Origin of the sequence: Paraburkholderia terricola (assembly GCF_900142195.1) — a bacterium.
GTDB classification, from domain to species: Bacteria; Pseudomonadota; Gammaproteobacteria; order Burkholderiales; family Burkholderiaceae; genus Paraburkholderia; species Paraburkholderia terricola.
Genome location: NZ_FRAB01000008.1, coordinates 71,045 through 89,657, shown reverse-complemented (window position 1 = coordinate 89,657; position 18,613 = coordinate 71,045). Strand labels below are relative to the sequence as shown.

The following is an 18,613-nucleotide window of genomic DNA, read 5'->3' as shown; positions in this document are numbered from 1 at the left end:
GGTTCCGACCGGCGCCAAGGCGGATGTGATGGGAGACGACAATGGTTCTGGTATTGGATGTTTTGACAACCGCGGCGGTGCTGTTCATCGTGACCGCCGGGTTGATGGTCATTTTCGGCGTGATGAAAATCGTCAACTTCGCTCACGGCGCGTTGCTCACGATGGGCGCGTACGCGAGCTTCGTGATCACGCAACTGAAGCTTGATCCGTGGATCGGCGTGCCGCTGGCGATCGTGATCGGCACCGCGGTCGGCATGCTGGTCGAACTGGTGATCGTGCGGCCTCTCTATAAGCGGCCGCTCGACGCGATCCTCGCCACGTGGGGGCTCGGCATCGTCATCGGACAGATCATCGTGATGGCGTTCGGCCGCGAGGTCCAGTTCGTGGAAACACCGCTGAAAGGCGTCTTTTCCATCGCGGGGACCGAGTATTCCGCCTATCGCCTGTTGCTGATACCCGTTGCGCTCGGCCTATGCGCGCTCATGACGGCGCTGCTCACGGGCACCCGCTTCGGCGTCAAGACCCGTGCGGTGATCATGAACGAGGACCTGGCGCGCGGGCTCGGCATTCACTCGGGCCGTATCCGCTTCATCACGTTCAGTCTCGGCGCGGCCCTGGGCTCGCTCGCGGGCACGCTCATCACGCCGCTGTCGAGCGTCGATCCCGACATGGGGCTGCCGTGGCTGGTGAGCGCTTTCATGCTGGTGATGGTGTCCGGGCACTCGATGCTGAGCCTGCTGTTCACGTGCCTCGTGTTCGGCGCTTGCCAGGTGCTGGTCAGCACGTTCGTCAGTCCGGTGCTCGGTGGGTTGACCATCGCCGTGCTGGCGGCGCTCACGCTGCGTGCCCGTCCGAAGGGGTTCTCTCATGGCTAAAGTGAACGCATCGCTCAATCATGTCGGCGGTGATCCGGCACGGACCGGCAAGCCGGTGCGCGACCGGCGCAACGCGCAGGGCAGGGGACTCGTCGTGCTCGGCGGTATCGGCGTTCTGCTGATGGCCGCGGGTCCGTGGCTGTTCGGCTCCTATCTGCTGAACGTGCTGATTCAGGCATTCTTTTTCTCGATCGTCGCCGTGACGGTGGACATTCTTTGGGGATACACCGGCTATCTGACGTTCGGGCAATCGGCCTTCTTCGGTCTCGGCGCGTATGCGGCGGGCCTCGTCTTCACGCACGGCGGCTTCTCCGCCGGTTATGTGGCGTTGGCGCTGGGCGCGGCCGTCGCGGTGAGCGCGGGCGTCGCCGGACTGCTTGGCTGGCTCTCGTTCTACCGGGGCGCCTCGCCGTTCTTCGCGACGGTGATGTCGCTGGTCTTGCCGATCGTCCTCAGCCAACTGCTGCTCTCGGGTGGGGAATGGACGGGTTCGAGTTCGGGGCTGACCGGCTACCCGACCTTCGATCTTTCTCTGGAGGCCTGGTACTGGATCGCCGGAGCGGCGCTCGCGGTTGTCGCCCTGCTGGCCTGGCTATTCGTGCGCAGCGACGGCGGCCGCGTGCTCGCGGCCATTCGCGACAACGAATCGCGCTGTTCGTACCTCGGCATCAATACGTCGCGGGTCAAGATCGTTCTGCTGGTGGCGACCGCCGCCGTCGCGGGCCTTGCGGGCTTCGGCTATGGCTCGTTCAGCGGCGTGGTCGCGCCCGAGCTGACCGGCTTCGTGCTGGGTACGCAACTCATCATCTGGGTTGCGCTCGGCGGCCGGGGGACGCTGTGGGGGCCCGTGATCGGCGCGCTGCTGATCAACGTGGGGACGGCCTATCTCAGCGGCTTCATGCCCTTTGCGTGGCAACTGATACTCGGCGCCGCCTTCGTCGCGGTGATCGTCCTGCTGCCGCAAGGTCTCATGCCGCTGCTTCTGAAACCGTTCCGTCATCTGGGCGGCAACGGCGCCGAACCGGAACTGGTCGAACGGGTGATGCGGGCGGAGCATGGGCGTGCGGCGGCATCTCCGCCCGCGCTGCAAATGGAGGGCGTCGCCCGGCATTTCGGCAATCTCAAGGTGCTGCAAGGCATCGACCTGAACGCCGACGCCGGCGAGCTGGTCGGCCTGATCGGTCCGAACGGCGCCGGCAAGACCACGCTGATGCGATGCATGAGCGACGGCGCGGAACGCTCCGCCGGTACGGTCGTGCTGTGCGGTCACGATATCCGGCAACTGCCGCCGGATCGCTGCGTGCATTTCGGCCTGGGCCGCAAGTTCCAGAACGCGAACATCTTCGAAACGCTCACGGTGGCCGAATGCTTGCGAATCGCGGGGACGATCATCGAGCCGCCGTCGCTCTTCAGACAGTCGGCCACGCTCGCCTTGCCGCCGTATGCGCTGGAGGTGGTCCGCACCACCAGCCTCGACCGGAAGCTGAGCGCGGTGGCGAAGGATCTGTCGCACGGCGAACAGCAGGCACTGGAACTGGCGATGGTGCTCGCGCTCGAACCGCGGATCGTGCTGCTCGACGAACCGACAGCGGGGCTCACCAAAACCGAGCGCACGCAGATCGGCAACGTGCTGGCCGCGCTGGCGCATCAGTATCGGCTCTGCTGCCTGCTGGTCGAGCACGATCTGGATTTCGTCGCCGAGATAGCGACCCGCATCGTGGTTCTGCATCAAGGGCAGATCGTGATGCAAGGCAACTTCGACGAAGTGGTCAATTCGGAACTGGTCAGGACGATCTATGCCGGAACCGCGCAGGCCGACGCGCCCGGCGGCGCCGCTACCTATCAGGAGGCCTCGTGAGCCAGATCGCATTGAATCTGCAGGACGTCACGAGTGGATACAAGGCCTCGGTCGTGCTGCGCAAGCTGTCGTTGAGCGTCGCCAACAGCGAGGCCGTCGCCTTGCTCGGCAAGAACGGCATGGGCAAGACCACGCTGCTCAAGACGATCATGGGTTATCTGCCGAAGAAGAGCGGCGCGGTGCATGTGCATGGGCAAGACATCACGCGCCTGCCGCCGCATCGCATCGCGCGCGCGGGCATTGCCTACGCGCCGCAGGAGCATGCGTTGTTCCAGGATCTCAGCATCCGCGACAACCTGCGCCTGGGGCTTGCCAAAGTGTCGGTGTTCGACGAACGCTTCGCTGAGATCGAGCCCGTTTTCCCGGTGTTCAAGAGCCGTCTGAGCCAGTATGCCGGCACGCTGTCAGGGGGCGAGCAGAAGATGCTGCTGGTGGCGAGGGCGCTGATGATGCGTCCGTCGATCATCCTGCTCGATGAAATCACCGAGGGCTTGCAACCGTCGGTGATCGACCGGCTGGCCGACGCGCTGTTATGGGAGCGCAACCGTCACGGCACCACGCTTCTGCTGATCGAGCAGAACGTTCCGTTCGCGTTGAAGGTGGCCGACCGGTACACCGTGCTCAAGCAGGGCGAGATCATCGACCACGGCGACGCCAAGGACGAAACCGCGGCGGCGTCGATCTTCGAACACTTGCGCGTGTGATCTTCACGATACTCGGGGCATGATGACAGCACATTCGTTTTATCGGCCGCTCTCGGGCGTGGATCTGCTGGAGCGCACGGCGAACGACCCGCGCGAGCGCGGCCTCGTCATGCTCGAAGCGTTCGCGCGCATCGAGAAAGCCGAGCCGGCCGTCAGAGCGATGACGGCCGTCGGTCGCCGCGAGCACGCGGTGGCCGCGGCGGTCGCGGCGAAAGGGCCGCTCGCGGGCATGCCGGTTGCGGTCAAGGACATCTTCGACACCGCCGACTTCGTCACCCGGTACGGCTCGCCGATCTACGAAGGTCATCAGCCGAAGTCCGACGCCGCGCTCGTCACGCTGTTGCGGCGCAACGGCGCGGTCATCGTGGGCAAGACCGTCACGAGCGAGTTCGCCTATATGGCGCCCACCGTGACGCGCAATCCGTGCGACCTCGAACGCACCGCGGGCGGATCGTCATCCGGCTCGGCGGCGGCGGTGGCGGCCGGCATCGTGCCGTTCGCGATCGGCTCGCAGACCGGCGGCTCGACGATCCGGCCCGCGTCGTTTTGCGGCATTGCCGGCTTCAAGCCTACGTTCGGCATGTTGCCTACCGTGGGCATGAAGTGCTTCTCGTGGTCGTTCGATACGGTGGGTCTGTTCGCCGCCGGCGTGCGCGACGTGGCTTACCTGGCGCAGGTGTTGTCCGGCCGGCGGCTCGCCGTGGACGATAGCCGCGCCGGCCCGGTGTTCGGCGTCCCGCTGAACTACCCTTGGACCGAGCCGTCGGCGAATGCCGGCGCAGTGCTGGACACCGCCGTGCGGGCAATCGAAGCGGCGGGCGGGCGCGTGCGCCAGGTGCGCTTCGGCGCGTGGATGAGCGAACTGATCGCGGCGCACGATACGATCCAGCGTTACGAAGCGTGGCAGGCGCTCGGCTTCGAGTACGATTACCATCGCGCCGATCTGTCGCCGATGCTCGCCGGTTTTCTCGACCGCGCGGCCGCGGTCGATGTGGCTTCTTACGCCGAGGCGTGTGTCCTGATGGAGCAGGGAAAGGCGCGGCTTGCCGAACTGTTCGACGGCGTCACCGCCTTGTTGACGCCGAGCGCGCCCGACGAAGCGCTCGACGAAGCGCTCGACGGGCTCGGATCGACGGGCGACCCCGCGTTCAATCGCAACTGGACGCTGCTCGGATGCCCTTGCGTGAACGTGCCGGGGCTGCGGGGCGAGCGAGGCGGTCCGATCGGCGTGCAGGTGATCTGCCGGCCGTGGGACGATCGCGCATGCCTGCAGGCCGCCGCGTTCGTCGAGCATGCGATAGCCGCCACGGCTGCGATTGATCCGGCGGCGCGGTGAATGACTTAACGATGCAAGGAGAACATCGAATGGAGGCGAAGCAACAGCCGGCGAGAGCGCTGCCCGCGGACGCCGGATGGCGTATCGGCGTGCTGTACTCCCGTAGCGGCGTAACCGCGGCGACGGAGTCGGAACACTTTTTCGGCACCGCCCTCGCGATCGAGGAAGTCAACGCGGCGGGCGGCGTCGACGGGCGCATGCTCGACCCGGTTGTCTACGATCCGAAAAGCGATCCCGACGAATACCGCCGGCTCGCCTCGCGCATGCTGCAGGAAGACGACGTGACGGTGATCTTCGGCTGTTCCACATCGTCGAGCCGCAAGGCGGTGCTGCCGGTGATCGAGCGCAACAACGCGCTGCTCTGGTATTGCTCGATTTACGAAGGATTCGAGTATTCGCCCAACGTGATCTACACCGGGGCCGTGCCCAACCAGAACAGCATGCAGCTTGCCGCATATTTGCTGCGCAATCACGGCCGCCGTTTTTTCCTCGTGGGCGCCGACTACATTTACCCGCGCGAATCGAACCGCATCATGCGCGACATGGTCGAGCAGCATGGCGGCGAAATCGTGGAGGAAGTCTATCTGCCGAGCGACGCGGACCCCGCGGCGCTGGAGGAGGTAGTGCGGCAGATCCGGGCCGTCGAGCCCGACGTGGTGTTTTCCACGTTGATCGGCCGCGGCGCGCGCGCCTTTTACCGCCTGTATCGCGAACATGGCATCGACCCCGCGCGCGTGCCGATCGCCAGCCTGACGATGACCGAGGGCGAAACGCGAATGATCGGCCCTGAACTGTGCGCGAGCCACATCATTTCCGCGAGCTATGTGAACACGCTGAACCTCGCGGGCAACCAGCGCTTCCTGAAGTCGTGGCGCGCGCGCTTCGGTGACCAGCCCGCCAGCATGTGGTCGGAGATGGCGTACAACCAGGTGCATCTCTTTGCGCTGGCATTGGCCCGCACCCGAAGCCTCGATACGGCCAAGCTGGTGGAGGCCGTGCATGACGTCGAATTCGATTCGCCGGAGGGCATGCTGAGAATCGACCGGGCCAACAATCACGCGATCCTGACGCCGCGCATCGCCGTCTGCCGGACGGACGGCGCGTTCGACATCGTGTGGGAGGGCCGTGCTCCGATCAAGCCCGATCCTTATCTCACGTCGTATGGTTTTTCGGAATTCTGGCTCGACGGAGAACCGGCATGAACACGGGCGCTCGCCGGCTCTTCGACGATCTGCGCACGCTACGCGTCGTGGTGATCCATCCTCCCGGCGACGACCGCAACGTTCTGGTCGAGCAGTTGCGCCGGATCGGTTGCCTGATCCACGCGCTTTGGCCGTTACCTTCGCAGTTGCCCGCGGATGCCGACGTGATTTTCTTTCTCGTCGGCCCGGAAACGCGCAGCGCGGGAAACTGGAGCGCCGCCGATACGCAAGCCACCTTGATCGCATTGTCCGATTACGAGAATCCGACCGCGTTGAAGATGCTGCTGGATACGCAGGCGCACGGCGTGATCACGAAGCCCTACCGGTCCACCGGGATTCTGAGCACGCTCGTCCTCGCGCGCGCCTCCTCGGGCTATCAGCAGCGGCTGCACCACAAGATCGGCAAGCTCGAGGAAGCCATCAAGGCGCGGCGTCATATCGAGCGGGCGATTCGCATCCTCATCGAAGCCCACCGGTTGAGCGAAAACGAAGCGTATGAACACATGCGCTCGCGCGCCACGGAACTTCGGGTCACGGTCGGCGAGATCGCCACGATCGTGATCGATGCGCATGAGGCCATGGACAAGCTGGGGCTTGGCAAAAGAGCGAGGCCTTCGGATCAGTAGAGGGGCGGTTTGGTAATTGCTGACTCGGCGGTTCTAACGACCAACGCGGCGCGTAACTCGATCCGCGCTCAAGCCACCGGCGCGGCACGTAGCTCGTCGCGCAACACGGCCCACCAACGCGGCACGTGACTCGTCGCGCAACACGGCCCACCCACGCGGCACGTGACTCGTCGCGCAACACGGCCCACCGACGCGGCACGTGACTCGTCGCGCAACTCGGCCCACCAACGCGGCACGTGACTCGTCGCGCAACTCAACTCACCGACACGGCACGTAGCTCGTCGCGCAACTCAACCCACCAACGCGGCACGCGACTCGTCTCGCAATTCAACCCACCAACGCGGCACGTAGCTCGTCCCGCAACTCAGCCCACCGACGCGGTACACGACTCGGCGCACCCACGCGACCCGCAACCCAACCCACAACGCGGCCGCACGCGACCCCGCCCCGCGCTTGCGGCCGTCCGTTGCGAACATTCCTCCGATGCGCATCGACTACGAATCTCCAGCAAGCCGGCCGTCGACCCCGCTGCCATAATTCCCGTTCACGCCTCGCGCGGATCGCGGCGCCGTCGAACGCCGCGCGCGCCGGCACTTTCGTTCAACAACGCACATGGGCGCACAGAGGGGCGCGATGTCGGAGGAGCGCGAAGATGGTCAGATCGGGAAAAGCTCATGCGTGGGTCGAGTCGCCGCCGCAGGCATCGCGCTTCAAGCGTGCGCGCTCGGCTCGGGCAACGGACGCGGACGCGGACCTGCCGCCGGCTTCGCGTGAAGACGGCAACGCATGCCTCGACAGTCCGGGCTCATGCATCGCCGACACCCGGCTCGCCCTCGATCTCGCCGGCGCGGGTCATCCACAGGAGCGTCTGCGAATGGCGAGCGCGATGTGGAACATCATCGGCTTCACGTCGTTTGCCAACGGCTTCGTTCAGTTCGAGGGCGACGCCGCGGCGCGCTGGTCCTCCAAATGGGTGGACGTGCCGGCGCATCCGGGCAGCGCTTATTTTCGCGCCGGCTATCACCTCCACGATCCACGACTGCGCGCGGCATTGCGCCACAACGCGCCGCTCGTCTGGGACAGCCGCTGGCTCGCGCAGGCGTGGTCGCGCAACGGTTCACCCAAAGAATTGCACGGCCTCTTCGACGAACTCGCGCGCGAGCAGGTCGGCAGCGGCGTGATGTTCGCGTTCACCACCGGCGCGCGGGACGTGCGGGCGATCGTCAGCCTCGGCGCGGGACGCAGCCGCTCCGACTGGATCAGCGACGTGGTCCTCGCCCAGGCGCTCACGATCGGTCTCTCGCTGCACCGCGCGCGGCCCGGCGATCCGGCCGCGCTGTCGGATACGGAGGCGCGCATCCTGATGGGCGTCGTGAGCGGCCTCGGCAATCGGGAGATCGCGCTGCGGCTGCGCACGAGCGAACACCGGGTCGACTATCACCTGCGTGCGCTGCGCCGGAAATACCGCGCGACGACTCGCGCCGAACTGGCGTTCATCGCCGGCAGCATGGGTTTGCGCTAGAGGGGCGAAGGGGGCCGCCGCTCAGGTTTGGCGCGTCGGCGCATCACTCGCCTGGCCGTTCAGGATGCCGCCCGCGACGTAGGCAAGCTGGGTCCGGTTTCGCGCGTGATAGCGCGCCTGCAACTCGCGAACATGTTGCGCTACGCAGCGCGGAGCAAGCTTGAGAGCGGCGGCGATCTCGCGATCGTTTTTGCCGTGGCCGATATCGCGCAGCACCGCGCGCTGGATTTCGCTGAGATCGTTCGCGTGATAGCGCGGCAGCAGCCGGCTCGCGTAGGCGTCGACGAGGGTATGGACGCCGACCGCCAACGCATAGGCGGCGCCGATGGCGGTCCCGGCGTTCGAGTCTTTCCAGGCGTCGGCCGGCTGCGCGCCCGACAAGGCGACGACGCATCGCTCGAACCGGTTGGCGGTGACGATGCCGAGGCACACGCCGCTGCGCAGACCCGCGTCGATTGCGGCATCCGCGAAGCGCCGTGTCGCCGCTGCGTTGCGCGTGGTGGCCGCGGCTTCGGCGAGCCGTTTCATGTCCCACGTGAACGGCCACTCGACGTGGCAAGCGGTCGCCATGCGTGGATCGACCGCGAAAAAATTCTCGCGGCAGTAGCGGCTTGCCCAGCCGGTGGGCGAGTAGCTCTCCAGCCACGCGGCTTGCGTGACCTGCTCGCCGATGCGCAGCATTCGCACATAGCACAGCGAGTCGAACCCGGCGCGCGCAAGCGCCGCGTCCATCAATGCGCGCCGCGTCGCGCCATCGGCCGCGGTGGCGAGTTCGTGCGCGAGCGAAGCGAGCGTCGCGCCCGGCGCGACGAAGGCGGTGGACGCCACGGTTTCCGGATCGACCACGACGTCGTCGATGTCGAAAAGCGTAGGCGTGATCGCGTCGCCCGCGGCGGCATCGCGCTCCATGTTCTGATTCATGCGATGACCTCGTCGGATGGCCGTCGATGTGCGCCGGCCAGGCGCCCGTTTTTGCAGGGAAGTGATGGCCTGCGTCGCGTGCTGCTCGCGGCGTGTCGCGCGCCGGCGCGATGATCGTCGCGGGTAGCCGGCGACGCGTTTCGCGTGAGCGTGGCGATGGAATCATACGCACGATGAAGCGGCCCGTGAACGTGCCGTCGAGTCCTGCTTCGCATTGGAGGCACACGTGTTCGCGTGCGCCGTTTCTTGTTGCGCGGCTTCGCGCATCATGCGAGACCAGAACGACTCGCATGCCCGCTATCCGCATGATCCGGCCTATCATCGTGGCGCCTTTTCATCCCCTGTCCCGGCACGAACAACGTGGCGGCTCGTATCGCACGCGCGTGTGCTGCGTCGCGCGCCTGCGGGCGTGCGTGATCGCCGCGCTCGTCTGCGGATCGGGCGCGGCGCTGCCGGCCCGCGCGAACTGTTTCGACGATGCCGCCGCGTATCAGCACGTCAACCCGCTGATCCTGCGCGCGATCGCGTGGCAGGAGTCGCGCAACCAGCCCGGCGCGACCCATCTGAACGCGAACGGCTCGACCGATTACGGCGTGATGCAGATCAATTCGATCCACCTCGCCACGCTGTCGCGCTACGGCATCGCGCGCGATGCGTTGATGTCGCCGTGCAAGAACATCTACATCGCGGCGTGGCAGTTGCGGCGGCAGATCGTGAAGTACGGCAATACCTGGGCCGCGGTGGGCGCCTATCACTCGGCCACGCCCGCGCTGCGCGACGGCTACGCGAGGCAGATCGCCGCGATCCTGCGCCGCTGGAACATGCTGCCCGACGAGCGGGCCGCGTCCGCGGGCATCGAAGGGGTGTCCGCGACGCCGCGCGACATGCGCGCTGCTCAGACGGGTGTGAAGCAGAGCGTGCGCGGCGACGAGCGGGCTGTGTCTGCGGGTTTCGAGCGGGTGTCCGCGACCTCGCGCGGCACGCCCGCTGCTCAGGCAGGTATGAAGCAGAGCATGCGCGGCGACGAGCGGGCCGTGTCCGAGGGTTTCGAGCGGGTGTCCGCGACGTCGCGTGACATGCCCGCTGCTCAGGTGGGCACGAAGCAAACCCGGCGCGCCGACGGCGACGTGATGCGCCCGGCGTGCGGACGCGGCGAATGACGCGAAATGCGGGCAGCTTCGCCCGAACCGTGCGCGCCAGGCGCTAGAGCGTTAGCCTGTCAACGCATTAGGGCGTCAAGCAGCCGCAGCGCGGTCCGCCGCACACGGGAGCGGGTGTCCGCGACCTTGCGTGACATGCCCTCTGCTCAGGTGGGCACGAAGCAAACCCGGCACGCCGACGGCGGCGTGATGCGCCCGGCGTGCGGACGCGGCGAATGACGCGAAATGCGGGCGGCTTCGCCCGAACCGCGCGCGCCAGGCGCTAGAGCGTTCGCCCGTCAACGCATTAGGACGTCAAGGCAGCCGCAGCGCGGTCCGCAACACACGGGCCGCGTCGCGATGCGCGAGCGCCGCTTCGGGGATCATCCCGCCCATCGAAAAGAAGCCATGGATCATGCCGGGGTAATACACCACCTCCGCCCGGTTGCCATGCAGCTCGAGCTTTTCCGCGTAGCGCGCGTGCTCGTCCTGCAGCGGGTCGTACTGCGCCGACACGATCCACGCCGGCGCGAGACCGCGCCAGTCCGCCGGCGCCTCGCGATCGCCGTCGAGCGGCGCGAAGCGCCAGTCGCGGCGATCATCGGCGCTCGCGAGATAGTGGCTCTGAATCCAGCGGATCACATCGAGCGACAGAAAATAGCCGTCGCCGTAAAGGCGATGCGCCGCGGTGTCCATGCCGCCCGAGACCGCCGGGTAGATCAGCAGTTGCAGCGCGAGCGGTATGCCGGCATCGCGCGCGCTGAATGCGCAAACGGTGGCGAGCGTGGCGCCGGAACTCTCGCCGCCGACGGCGAGCCGCGTGGCGTCGATCGCGAGCGATGCAGCCTGCCGATGCAGCCAGCGCAGTGCGTCGATCGCGTCGTTGACCGCATAGGGAAAGCGGTACTCGGGCGCCAGCCGATAGCCGACCGACACCACCGCGCAACCGGTGTCGGCGGCGAGCATGCGGCACAACGCATCCGAGGCCGCGACGCTGCCGACCACATAGCCGCCCGAATGGAAGAACAGCAGCGCCGGCTGCGGATCGGCCCAGCACGCGGGCGCGGGATAGTAGACGCGCGCGTCGAGCGACGCGTGGTCACGCGTGTCGATCGTCAGGTCCTCGATCGCCGCGAGCGGACGCGGCGCCACGTCGCCGAGCGGCGTGTAGTAGTCGAACCGTTGGCGCGCATCGCGCAGCTCGATGGCGTCGATGTTTTGCGCGCCGGCGCTCATGCGCCGCGCGAGGAACTGCTGCACGCTGGGGGCAAGCGACATGGCGATGTGAATAGCGTTGGCCGGATTTCAGCGTAGCGGGCGGCAAACGCGCGGGATCGCCGCCCGCGAAATCGCATGCGATTTCGCGAACCGGCAAGCATCGGCATCAGATGCGGACGATGCGCGGGTTCATGGCGGCGTCCGGGTGAGGCTCATGCGCGTGGTGGCGGATCGTCGCCGTGATCGTCATCGTCATCGTGATTGGCGCGCGGCGGGCTGGCGGGAGCGGCTTCGATCGCGAGCCTTTCCACAGGTGGAGCGGGCCGTGGCGGCTGGTCGAGACGTTCAAGACGCACCACGTGTGGCGGCGGTGTCTGCGATGGCGGGACCGGCGGGGAACCTCGCATTGGCATCGATTGGGAAGTCCCCCAGGGCTGCGGGGAAGGCGGTTGCGGCATGCCATACGGTGACTGCGTGGGCGGCTGCGGTTGTGGCCGCGGCCACGGAGCGGAGGCACCCGAGGACGCTTGGGCCGGTGGCTGCGGAGGGACATACGGCGGCTGCGGCTGTGGCTGCCGCCACGAAGCGGGCGTGCCCGAGGGCGGTTGGGCTGGTGGTTGCGGAGGGGCATACGGCGGCTGCGGCTGTGGCTGCTGCCACGAAGCGGGCGTGCCCGAGGGCGGTTGGGCTGGCGGTTGCGGAGGGGCATACGGCGGCTGCGGCTGTGGCTGCCGCCACGAAGCGGGCGTGCCCGAGGGCGGTTGGGCTGGCGGTTGCGGAGGGGCATAGGGCGGCTGCGCGGGCGGCTGTGGCTGCCGCCACGAAGCGGATGTGCCCGAGGACGGCTGGGCTGGTGGTTGCTGTGCGCCATACGGCGGCTGCGCCTGCGGCCACGAAGCGGGCGCACCCGCGGGCGCTTGCGCCGGCGGCTGCGGCTGCGGCTGCGGCGCACCATACGGCGGTTGCGCCTGCTGCGGCTGTTGCCATCCACCGGATTGCCATCCCTGCTGTTGCTGCGCGCCATTAGGGGGCGGTTGCCACTGGCCGTACCCCCCGTATCGCGGACCATAGGCGTTGGCATCACTGCGTTGCGCCATCGACTTGTGCTGTTTCCAGTAACCCCATGCGCCGAGGCCCATGATCCCGATCATCGCCAACGAGCCCATGCCACCGCCCGCTAGTCCGAATGACAGCAATGAAACGCCAACAAATCCGGCGACCGCGGCAAGAGGCCGATAGCTCCGTCGCCCGGATTGCGGTTGAACCATGGCCGAGTATTGCTGCGCGTAAGGGCCCGACTGCCAGGGACCCGACGCGTTACCGCCGTACTGCGCGCCTGGATAGCCGGAGTTCTGACCACCTGCCGCGCCGGCGTTCCACGGACCCGCACCGGGACCACCGGGAGGCGGCGCGCCACCCACACCGTATTGCGGCGCACCGGCACCGCCCGGAGGCGGAGCACCCGTTGCGCCCGCTGCGCCCCCCGGATGCGGCGCACCGCCCATGCCGGGCTGCTGCGCGCCCATACCGCCCGGAGGCGGGACGCCCGCGCCACCGGGCGGATGCGGCGGCCCCCACTGGGCCTGTTGCCCCGCGCCTGCGGCGCGAGCGCGTATCGCGCCCAAAAGACTGTCCAACCGCGCACCCGCCGACGGCCGTGGCTGAGCGCCGCCCGGCTGCGCGCCCGGATTGTGCGGACCATAGGGTCCATGCGGACCATGCGGAGCCTGAGGTCCCTGCGGCCCTTGGGGCATCTGAGGCCCTTGCGACCAATGAGACCCGCGTGCTTGCGAGCCGTCGCCGACTGGAGTGGACATGATTTCTCCCGCGCCGCCAGAGCGGCTCAATCTGGCGATTGTGGCGAGCGGCGCACGGCGTCGTGTCGACGATGCGAACCCCGCGCCGGTCGAGCGAACCGCGCGGCCCGCGAAAGTGCGCCGGCCAATGAGCGGCGCCTACCGGTTCAGTGCTTCGAGCACGCAGAACGGCAAGCCCTCGGTCACGAAGCGCCCCGGCCAACGACCGACTCCCACGGATCCAACGCTTCGAGCACGCAGAACGGCCCCCCCTCGGTCGCGAAGCGCGTCGGTCAAGGACCGCCGCCCGCTGGTCCAACGCTTCAAGCACGCTAAACGGCACCCCTCGGTCACGAAGCGCCCCGACCAACGCCCAATTCCTACCGGTCCAGCGCTTCAAGCACACTAAACGGCACCCCCTCGGTGACGATCTCGCGATCGCCGACCGCGCCCATGCGCGTGGTGAGTTGCAGCACCACGTTCGGCCCGAAGCTGCGGGCATTGGCGTTGCGCTCCTTCACCTTCAGTTCGATGGGCATCCATGACGCCGGGTCGTCGAGAATCCTGGCATTGGCCGCGTCGATGCGCTCCTTCAGTTGCGGATCGTCGCCCGACTGATCGAGCGTCGCGGTGTTGGCGTCGAGCCGCAGCGCGGCGTACCGGCGCAGCCGGTAGCGCCGCACATAGGTCAGGTTCGCCCGCTGGTTCCGGCGCACGGCCGCCAGATGCGTGTCGATGCGTTGCGCGGCCAGCACTTCCGGCGCGGGCTCGGGCCGCGCGTGACGGCCGCGCGATGGCGGTCCTTCCTTGCGGCGTCGCGCGATGATCGGCGCCGCGAACAGGGCGACCAGTTCGGCGCGCGCCTCGTCGACGGCGCGGGTGTACGTGCGGGCGTCGAGATATTCGACGTCGAGGATGCAGCCGCGATGACTGAGCCTGCCGTCCTCGCGCACCAGCAGCCGTTTGGCCGAGCGGTTGCGTTCGCGCAGCGTCATCGTCGCGGCCGGCGCGTCGATCGAGAACAGCCCGACCGAGCGCCGGCCGTCCGCGCCCACTGGATGCGAAAAGCCCGGCGCGATGGCCCCGCGCACCTGCCATTGGCTGCCGAGCCCGACCCGATGTTCGTCGATCCGCACACGGCCGCTGCGCTCCACGATATCGGCCTTCTGCCGCGAGCGTTCCCAGCCGCCGCCCGCCGACGGACCGGCGCGCGCCGATAGATGCCGCACGCTTTTGCCCGTGTGCGGATCGCGCGCGGCTTCGCCGCCGAGGCTCGCCACCTTGACCGTTGCGTTCACGTCGAGCGTGGCGCCGCGGCGCCGGTTGCTCGCGTGGCCGTCGGTCCAGCTGAGCGACACGTCGGGGTCGTCCCAGTAGCGCTGTGCGAGGCGGTTCCACACGCCGGCCGGCCCGTCGTCGTGCGCGCCGGCCGCTTCGTCGAACAGATGCCCGACCAGCGCCGCGAGTTTCGCGCGCATCGCATCGTCGTCGTAACCGGTCCCGTCCGGCCGCAGCCGGCGCGCCACCCTGAGCGACACGCCGCGCGGCTCCGACAACTCGCGCGCATGCAGGATCACGTTCGTGACGAGGCCCGCGCGCACGGTGGTCAGCGCCGTCTCGATGTCATAGCCGACCAGCAGGCCGGCGCCGACGTGATGCATGCTCGACTTCGACGTGCCGACGAACAGCGACACGCCGTGCGTCGAACGGCTCACCTCGACGACGGCCTCGCGGGTACGCGACGCGCGCAGGTCCACGCGCGGCGACACCGGCACCGCGTGCCCTTTCAGCAGCGTCTCCACCGTCACGTTCAGGCCGCGCGTGCTGAGCCCCTGGCGACCGCCGTCCGTGAGCCGCAGACGCTGCCCCGACTGCAGATTGCTCACCACGTCGAGCAGCGTCTGGCGAACGTCGTCGACGTTGTCCGCCGGTCTCGACGCGCCGTCGTGCCGGACGAGCGCGCGCAGTTCGTCGACCGTGTTCCAGAACGGCGCGTCGTGCGGCACATGGGCGACCTTGCCCCACACCGCGAGCCGCTCGACGGTGAACGGCCGTTTGGCGATCGACCGGAATGGTTTGGTCCTGGCGAGTTCCTGCGGCGTCATCTCGAGCCAGTGCGCGGTGGTCGCGCGCACGCGGGCACGGATGCGGCGCGGCACCTTGACGCCGGCGGCAGGCGAGGGCGGCGACGCCGTGGGATCGTGCAACCGCGTCGCTTCATCCGCCATCTGGTGAGCCCGCTCGGCGATCGCGCGCAGCGTCGCGTCGCTGAGACGGCCGGGCGGAAAGCCGCCGCGCTCCAGCCACACATGCAGCGCCGCGAGTTCCGCCAGCGATGCCTCGGGCCGTGCGTGAGCGAGCGCAGCGCGCGGGTCCATCGCCGGATTGCGCTTGAGTTGCGCCAACGCCGCCTGCAAGGTGTCGCGCAGCTTCGCGCGCTCCTGCGCGATCGTCTTGCGCGGCACGCCCTGCGTGCCGAAGCGCAGCGCGGACAGCGGCGAACCGTGCTTGCCGCGAAACATGCGCGGCAGCAGCGTCTTCCAGCGCTTTTCGCCGACTCGCGCAATGGTCTTGCCCGCGAACCGCCCGAGACGCTGCCTGGCCTGCGACAGATCGGTGTGCCGGCCGTCTTCGGTGAACGCTTGCCGCCACGCGAAGAGGGCGCCTTTCTGGTCGGGCGTCAACGCGTCGCGGCCGTGTTCGAGCAGGGTCGCGGCGGCGTCGAACGCGCGCTTGGCGAGCGCCGTGACGCCGGGCTCGTCCGCGGTGAGCGGCGGGTTCGCGACCAGCCCCGCGCGCGCGGCGACGGCGCCTGGCGCGCCATCGGGCCTGGCGTGGGGATCGGCGTGGCGGGCCGGATCGAGCGCGTCGCAGCTCGTCAGCAGCGCTTCGACGCCGAAGCGGTGCAGCTCGTCGTGGTGAGTCGGTGGAGTCTGGGGAGTCGCTGCGCGCAAGGCGTCGAGCACCTCGCGCCCGACACCGGAGCGCGCGAGCAGGCGCGCGGCGCGCCAGGCTTCGCACTCTGCCGGGTCATCTGAACGACGACGGCGCGGCGCCGTGAAGTCGAGCATGCCGATGCGTTGCAAAGCGATAGGCGCGGCGCGGAGATCCGTCACGCCGGCCAGCTTGAGCGCCTGCGCAAGCAACGCGCCGCGGGATGCCGCGAGCGCGTCCGGGTAGCCGCCGTCGGTCGCTTCGGGCGGGCGCGCATGCCGTCCGGATAGGACCGCCGCGGCGGCATGCTCGGCGGGCGACGTTTTCGAGCGGCACAAATCGTGCAGCCGGGCGGCGAGTGCGTGGGCTTCGCCGGCGTGGTCCGGCGCGCCGTCCGTGAATTGCTGTTGCACGTAGGCGGCGAGGTCGTCACGCGAGACGATCGCGTCGAGCGGCGTCGCGCGCCATGACGCGGCGGCTTCCCGCGCGGGCGGGTCGGCTGCCTGCCCGCATGTTTCGCTCGATGCGGACGGCGACACCGTTGCGGGCGCCGTCACGTGCGCGGCGGCCGCGAACGGGCTCGTTTCGCGTCGCGCATGTCGGCTCTTGCCGGCGGGCGGGAAACGGCTGTCGCCGTCCGCATGATGTTCCGGTCCGGATGAGCGTCCGTGGGTGCTGTGCTGAAACAGCGCGGTGCTGAACTCGACGCGGCGGGCGCCGGTCATCCGCGCCGGACGCGGCAACGCGGCGCGCAGCCAGCCGGACCATCCGCGCGGCGTCGGCTTGACCGTTTCGGCCGTGACCGGGGCGGGTGCGTCGGCTGCGGCCTCGCTCAGGTGCGGGACAGGCGAAACATCGATACGGCGATGACGGGACATGACGACGCGGTAGGAGGGAGCCGCGTTGCACTATCGTCTTCGAATGTGTCATGCCGTTTTGCGGGGTGCGGGGCGATCCGAATGTATGCGCTGAAATGCGAAGCGCTGGGGCGAGCGCTCCGTTGCGGTGAACTGCGATGAGGGGGCTGCCGGCCGATAACTGTCTCCTGGGCGAGGCGATCCGAATGCATGCGCTGAAAGACGAAGCGCCGTGGCGAGCATTCCGTCGCGGCGCGCTGCGATGAGGGGGCAGCGGGCCGGCGATTTTCGCCGGGGCGAGGCAGCCCGAATGCATGCGCTGAAATGCGAAGCGCTCGGGTGAGCAGTTCGTCGCGGCGTGCTGGGATGAGGGGGCAGCGGGCCGGCGATTTTCGCCGGGTGTGAGGCAACCCGAATGCATGCGCTGAAATGCGAAGCGCTGGGGCGAGCGCTCGGTTGTGGTGAGCGGGGTGAGGGGTCAGCAGGCCGGCAATTGTCACCTCCAGCCGCGCGTTGCCGCCTCAGATCGTTTCGAGACTCGTGTGCTCTTCGAGCCAGCGGATCGCTGGCGTGTCGGACGGCGGATGCAGCGGACGGGTCATCGCATAGAGGTAGCTGTCGGCGGCGATGAGCCCCAGATTCGGGCGGCATTCGTGGTTCCTCAGCTTCGCTTCGAGCGTGAAGCCGAGCCGCTCCATGCTGCTGTGCGCATCGCCGTCGACGGCGCAGTACGCGAAGATGCGCAGGAACGGCGGCTGCGCGATCAGCCACTTGAGCAGCTTGCGCAGCGCATACAGGCCGGCGCGCCGCCGCCGCGCGCCGCCGCGCCGGCTGATGACGACGCCGAGTTCGACGCGCGGCGGATGCGGCCGCAGTTCGATGAGGCCGGTGAGACGGCCGCTGGCGCGGTCTTCGAGCACCCAGCGGATGAGCGTGCCGGTACGCCAGCCTTCCTGCGCTTCGTCGATGAACGCGAGGGTCTCGTCGAGTTGCGTGTGGCGCGCGAAACTCAGGTCGCGTGTCGTGGCGACGTCGCTCAGCATGTCGTCGAACAGGGCTTGCGCGTCGCGTGGCTCGGGCGGCCGCATCAGCAACTCGTCCGACTCGATCAGGCCGGGAAAGCGGAATGTCGACATGGGTCGCCTCCATGCATCGGATCGAGCCATTGTCAGCGCCGGCGGGCGTGCTGAGCGGATTGCCGCGAAGCGGCATGTGCTAATGCGAACGTGCTAGTGCGAACGTGCGGGTTGGCGTTGCACGAGCGCGGTCGAACGCGGCGAGTGAATCAAGTGAGGTCGAGTGAGTCGAGTGAGTCGAGTGAGGCGAGTGAGGCGAGTGAGGCGAGTGAGTCGAGTGAGGCGAGTGTGGCGAATGAGGCGAATGAGGTTGAGTGTGGCGAATGAGGTCGAGTGAGCCGAGTGAGCCGAGTGAGTCGAGTGTGGCGAATGAGTCGAGTGTGGCGAATGAGGTCGAGTGAGCCGAGTGAGTCGAGTGCGGTCGGTGGCGCCGAGCGGGGCGCGCGACACGCGTCCCACCGATTCGCGTATCCCTCAAACCGTCCCGGCGTGCTTCGCATCACCTGTCGCGACTTCGTGCCGCGCTCGCCGCGTGCCGACGCACAACGC

12 protein-coding genes and 1 pseudogene are annotated in these 18,613 nt (G+C 68.3%); 8 read left to right on the top strand and 5 right to left on the bottom strand.

Going from position 1 to position 18,613, the window contains the following annotated elements:
* Positions 1-41: 41 nt before the first annotated feature.
* The 7 genes from BUE39_RS09330 to BUE39_RS09300 all read left to right on the top strand — a co-directional run bounded on the left by BUE39_RS09330 (position 42) and on the right by BUE39_RS09300 (position 8,123).
* On the top strand, positions 42-875 hold the full coding sequence (locus tag BUE39_RS09330; RefSeq protein ID WP_073428360.1) for a branched-chain amino acid ABC transporter permease: 834 nt from the start codon (positions 42-44) through the stop codon (positions 873-875).
* A complete protein-coding gene (locus BUE39_RS09325; protein ID WP_073428359.1) occupies positions 868-2,733 on the top strand; it encodes an ABC transporter permease subunit in 1,866 nt (621 codons plus the stop codon). The genes BUE39_RS09330 and BUE39_RS09325 overlap by 8 nt, the downstream gene beginning before the upstream one ends.
* Positions 2,730-3,437: a branched-chain amino acid ABC transporter ATP-binding protein gene (locus BUE39_RS09320; protein WP_073428358.1), complete on the top strand. Its 708-nt coding sequence runs from the start codon at positions 2,730-2,732 to the stop codon at positions 3,435-3,437. Before BUE39_RS09325 ends, BUE39_RS09320 begins: the two co-directional genes overlap by 4 nt.
* Before the next feature lie 19 nt (positions 3,438-3,456).
* Entirely contained in the window at positions 3,457-4,773 is a 1,317-nt protein-coding gene (locus BUE39_RS09315; RefSeq protein ID WP_073428357.1) for an amidase, read from the top strand.
* Positions 4,774-4,802: 29 nt separating this feature from the next.
* Positions 4,803-5,975, top strand: a complete 1,173-nt coding sequence (locus tag BUE39_RS09310; RefSeq protein ID WP_073428356.1) for a transporter substrate-binding domain-containing protein — start codon at positions 4,803-4,805, stop codon at positions 5,973-5,975.
* Positions 5,972-6,601 carry an ANTAR domain-containing response regulator gene (locus tag BUE39_RS09305; protein ID WP_073428355.1) on the top strand — a complete coding sequence of 210 codons (630 nt, stop codon included), beginning with the start codon at positions 5,972-5,974 and terminating at the stop codon, positions 6,599-6,601. Before BUE39_RS09310 ends, BUE39_RS09305 begins: the two co-directional genes overlap by 4 nt.
* A 652-nt stretch (positions 6,602-7,253) precedes the next feature.
* Positions 7,254-8,123, top strand: coding sequence for a helix-turn-helix transcriptional regulator (locus BUE39_RS09300; RefSeq protein ID WP_073428354.1), 870 nt, complete (start codon positions 7,254-7,256; stop codon positions 8,121-8,123).
* Between the two features lie 21 nt (positions 8,124-8,144).
* Here BUE39_RS09300 and BUE39_RS09295 read toward each other — a convergent pair whose 3' ends face one another.
* Positions 8,145-9,044, bottom strand: coding sequence for a helix-turn-helix transcriptional regulator (locus tag BUE39_RS09295; RefSeq protein ID WP_073428353.1), 900 nt, complete (start codon positions 9,042-9,044; stop codon positions 8,145-8,147).
* A gap of 401 nt (positions 9,045-9,445) precedes the next feature.
* Between BUE39_RS09295 and BUE39_RS09290 the strand changes: the two are divergent.
* Positions 9,446-9,892 (top strand): annotated as a pseudogene (locus BUE39_RS09290) (lytic transglycosylase domain-containing protein); the annotation flags it as partial.
* A gap of 606 nt (positions 9,893-10,498) precedes the next feature.
* On the opposite strand, the gene BUE39_RS09285 reads toward BUE39_RS09290, so the two are convergent.
* The 4 genes from BUE39_RS09285 to BUE39_RS09270 form a co-directional block, all read right to left on the bottom strand.
* Positions 10,499-11,461, bottom strand: a complete 963-nt coding sequence (locus BUE39_RS09285) for an alpha/beta hydrolase (RefSeq protein ID WP_073428352.1) — start codon at positions 11,459-11,461, stop codon at positions 10,499-10,501.
* 106 nt (positions 11,462-11,567) lie between these two features.
* Positions 11,568-11,750, bottom strand: coding sequence for a hypothetical protein (locus BUE39_RS34115; protein ID WP_143031919.1), 183 nt, complete (start codon positions 11,748-11,750; stop codon positions 11,568-11,570).
* Positions 11,751-13,577: 1,827 nt separating this feature from the next.
* Positions 13,578-17,009, bottom strand: coding sequence for an autotransporter (locus BUE39_RS09275; RefSeq protein ID WP_073428350.1), 3,432 nt, complete (start codon positions 17,007-17,009; stop codon positions 13,578-13,580).
* Positions 17,010-17,509: 500 nt separating this feature from the next.
* Positions 17,510-18,124, bottom strand: coding sequence for a GNAT family N-acetyltransferase (locus BUE39_RS09270; RefSeq protein WP_073428349.1), 615 nt, complete (start codon positions 18,122-18,124; stop codon positions 17,510-17,512).
* Positions 18,125-18,613 lie beyond the last annotated feature (489 nt).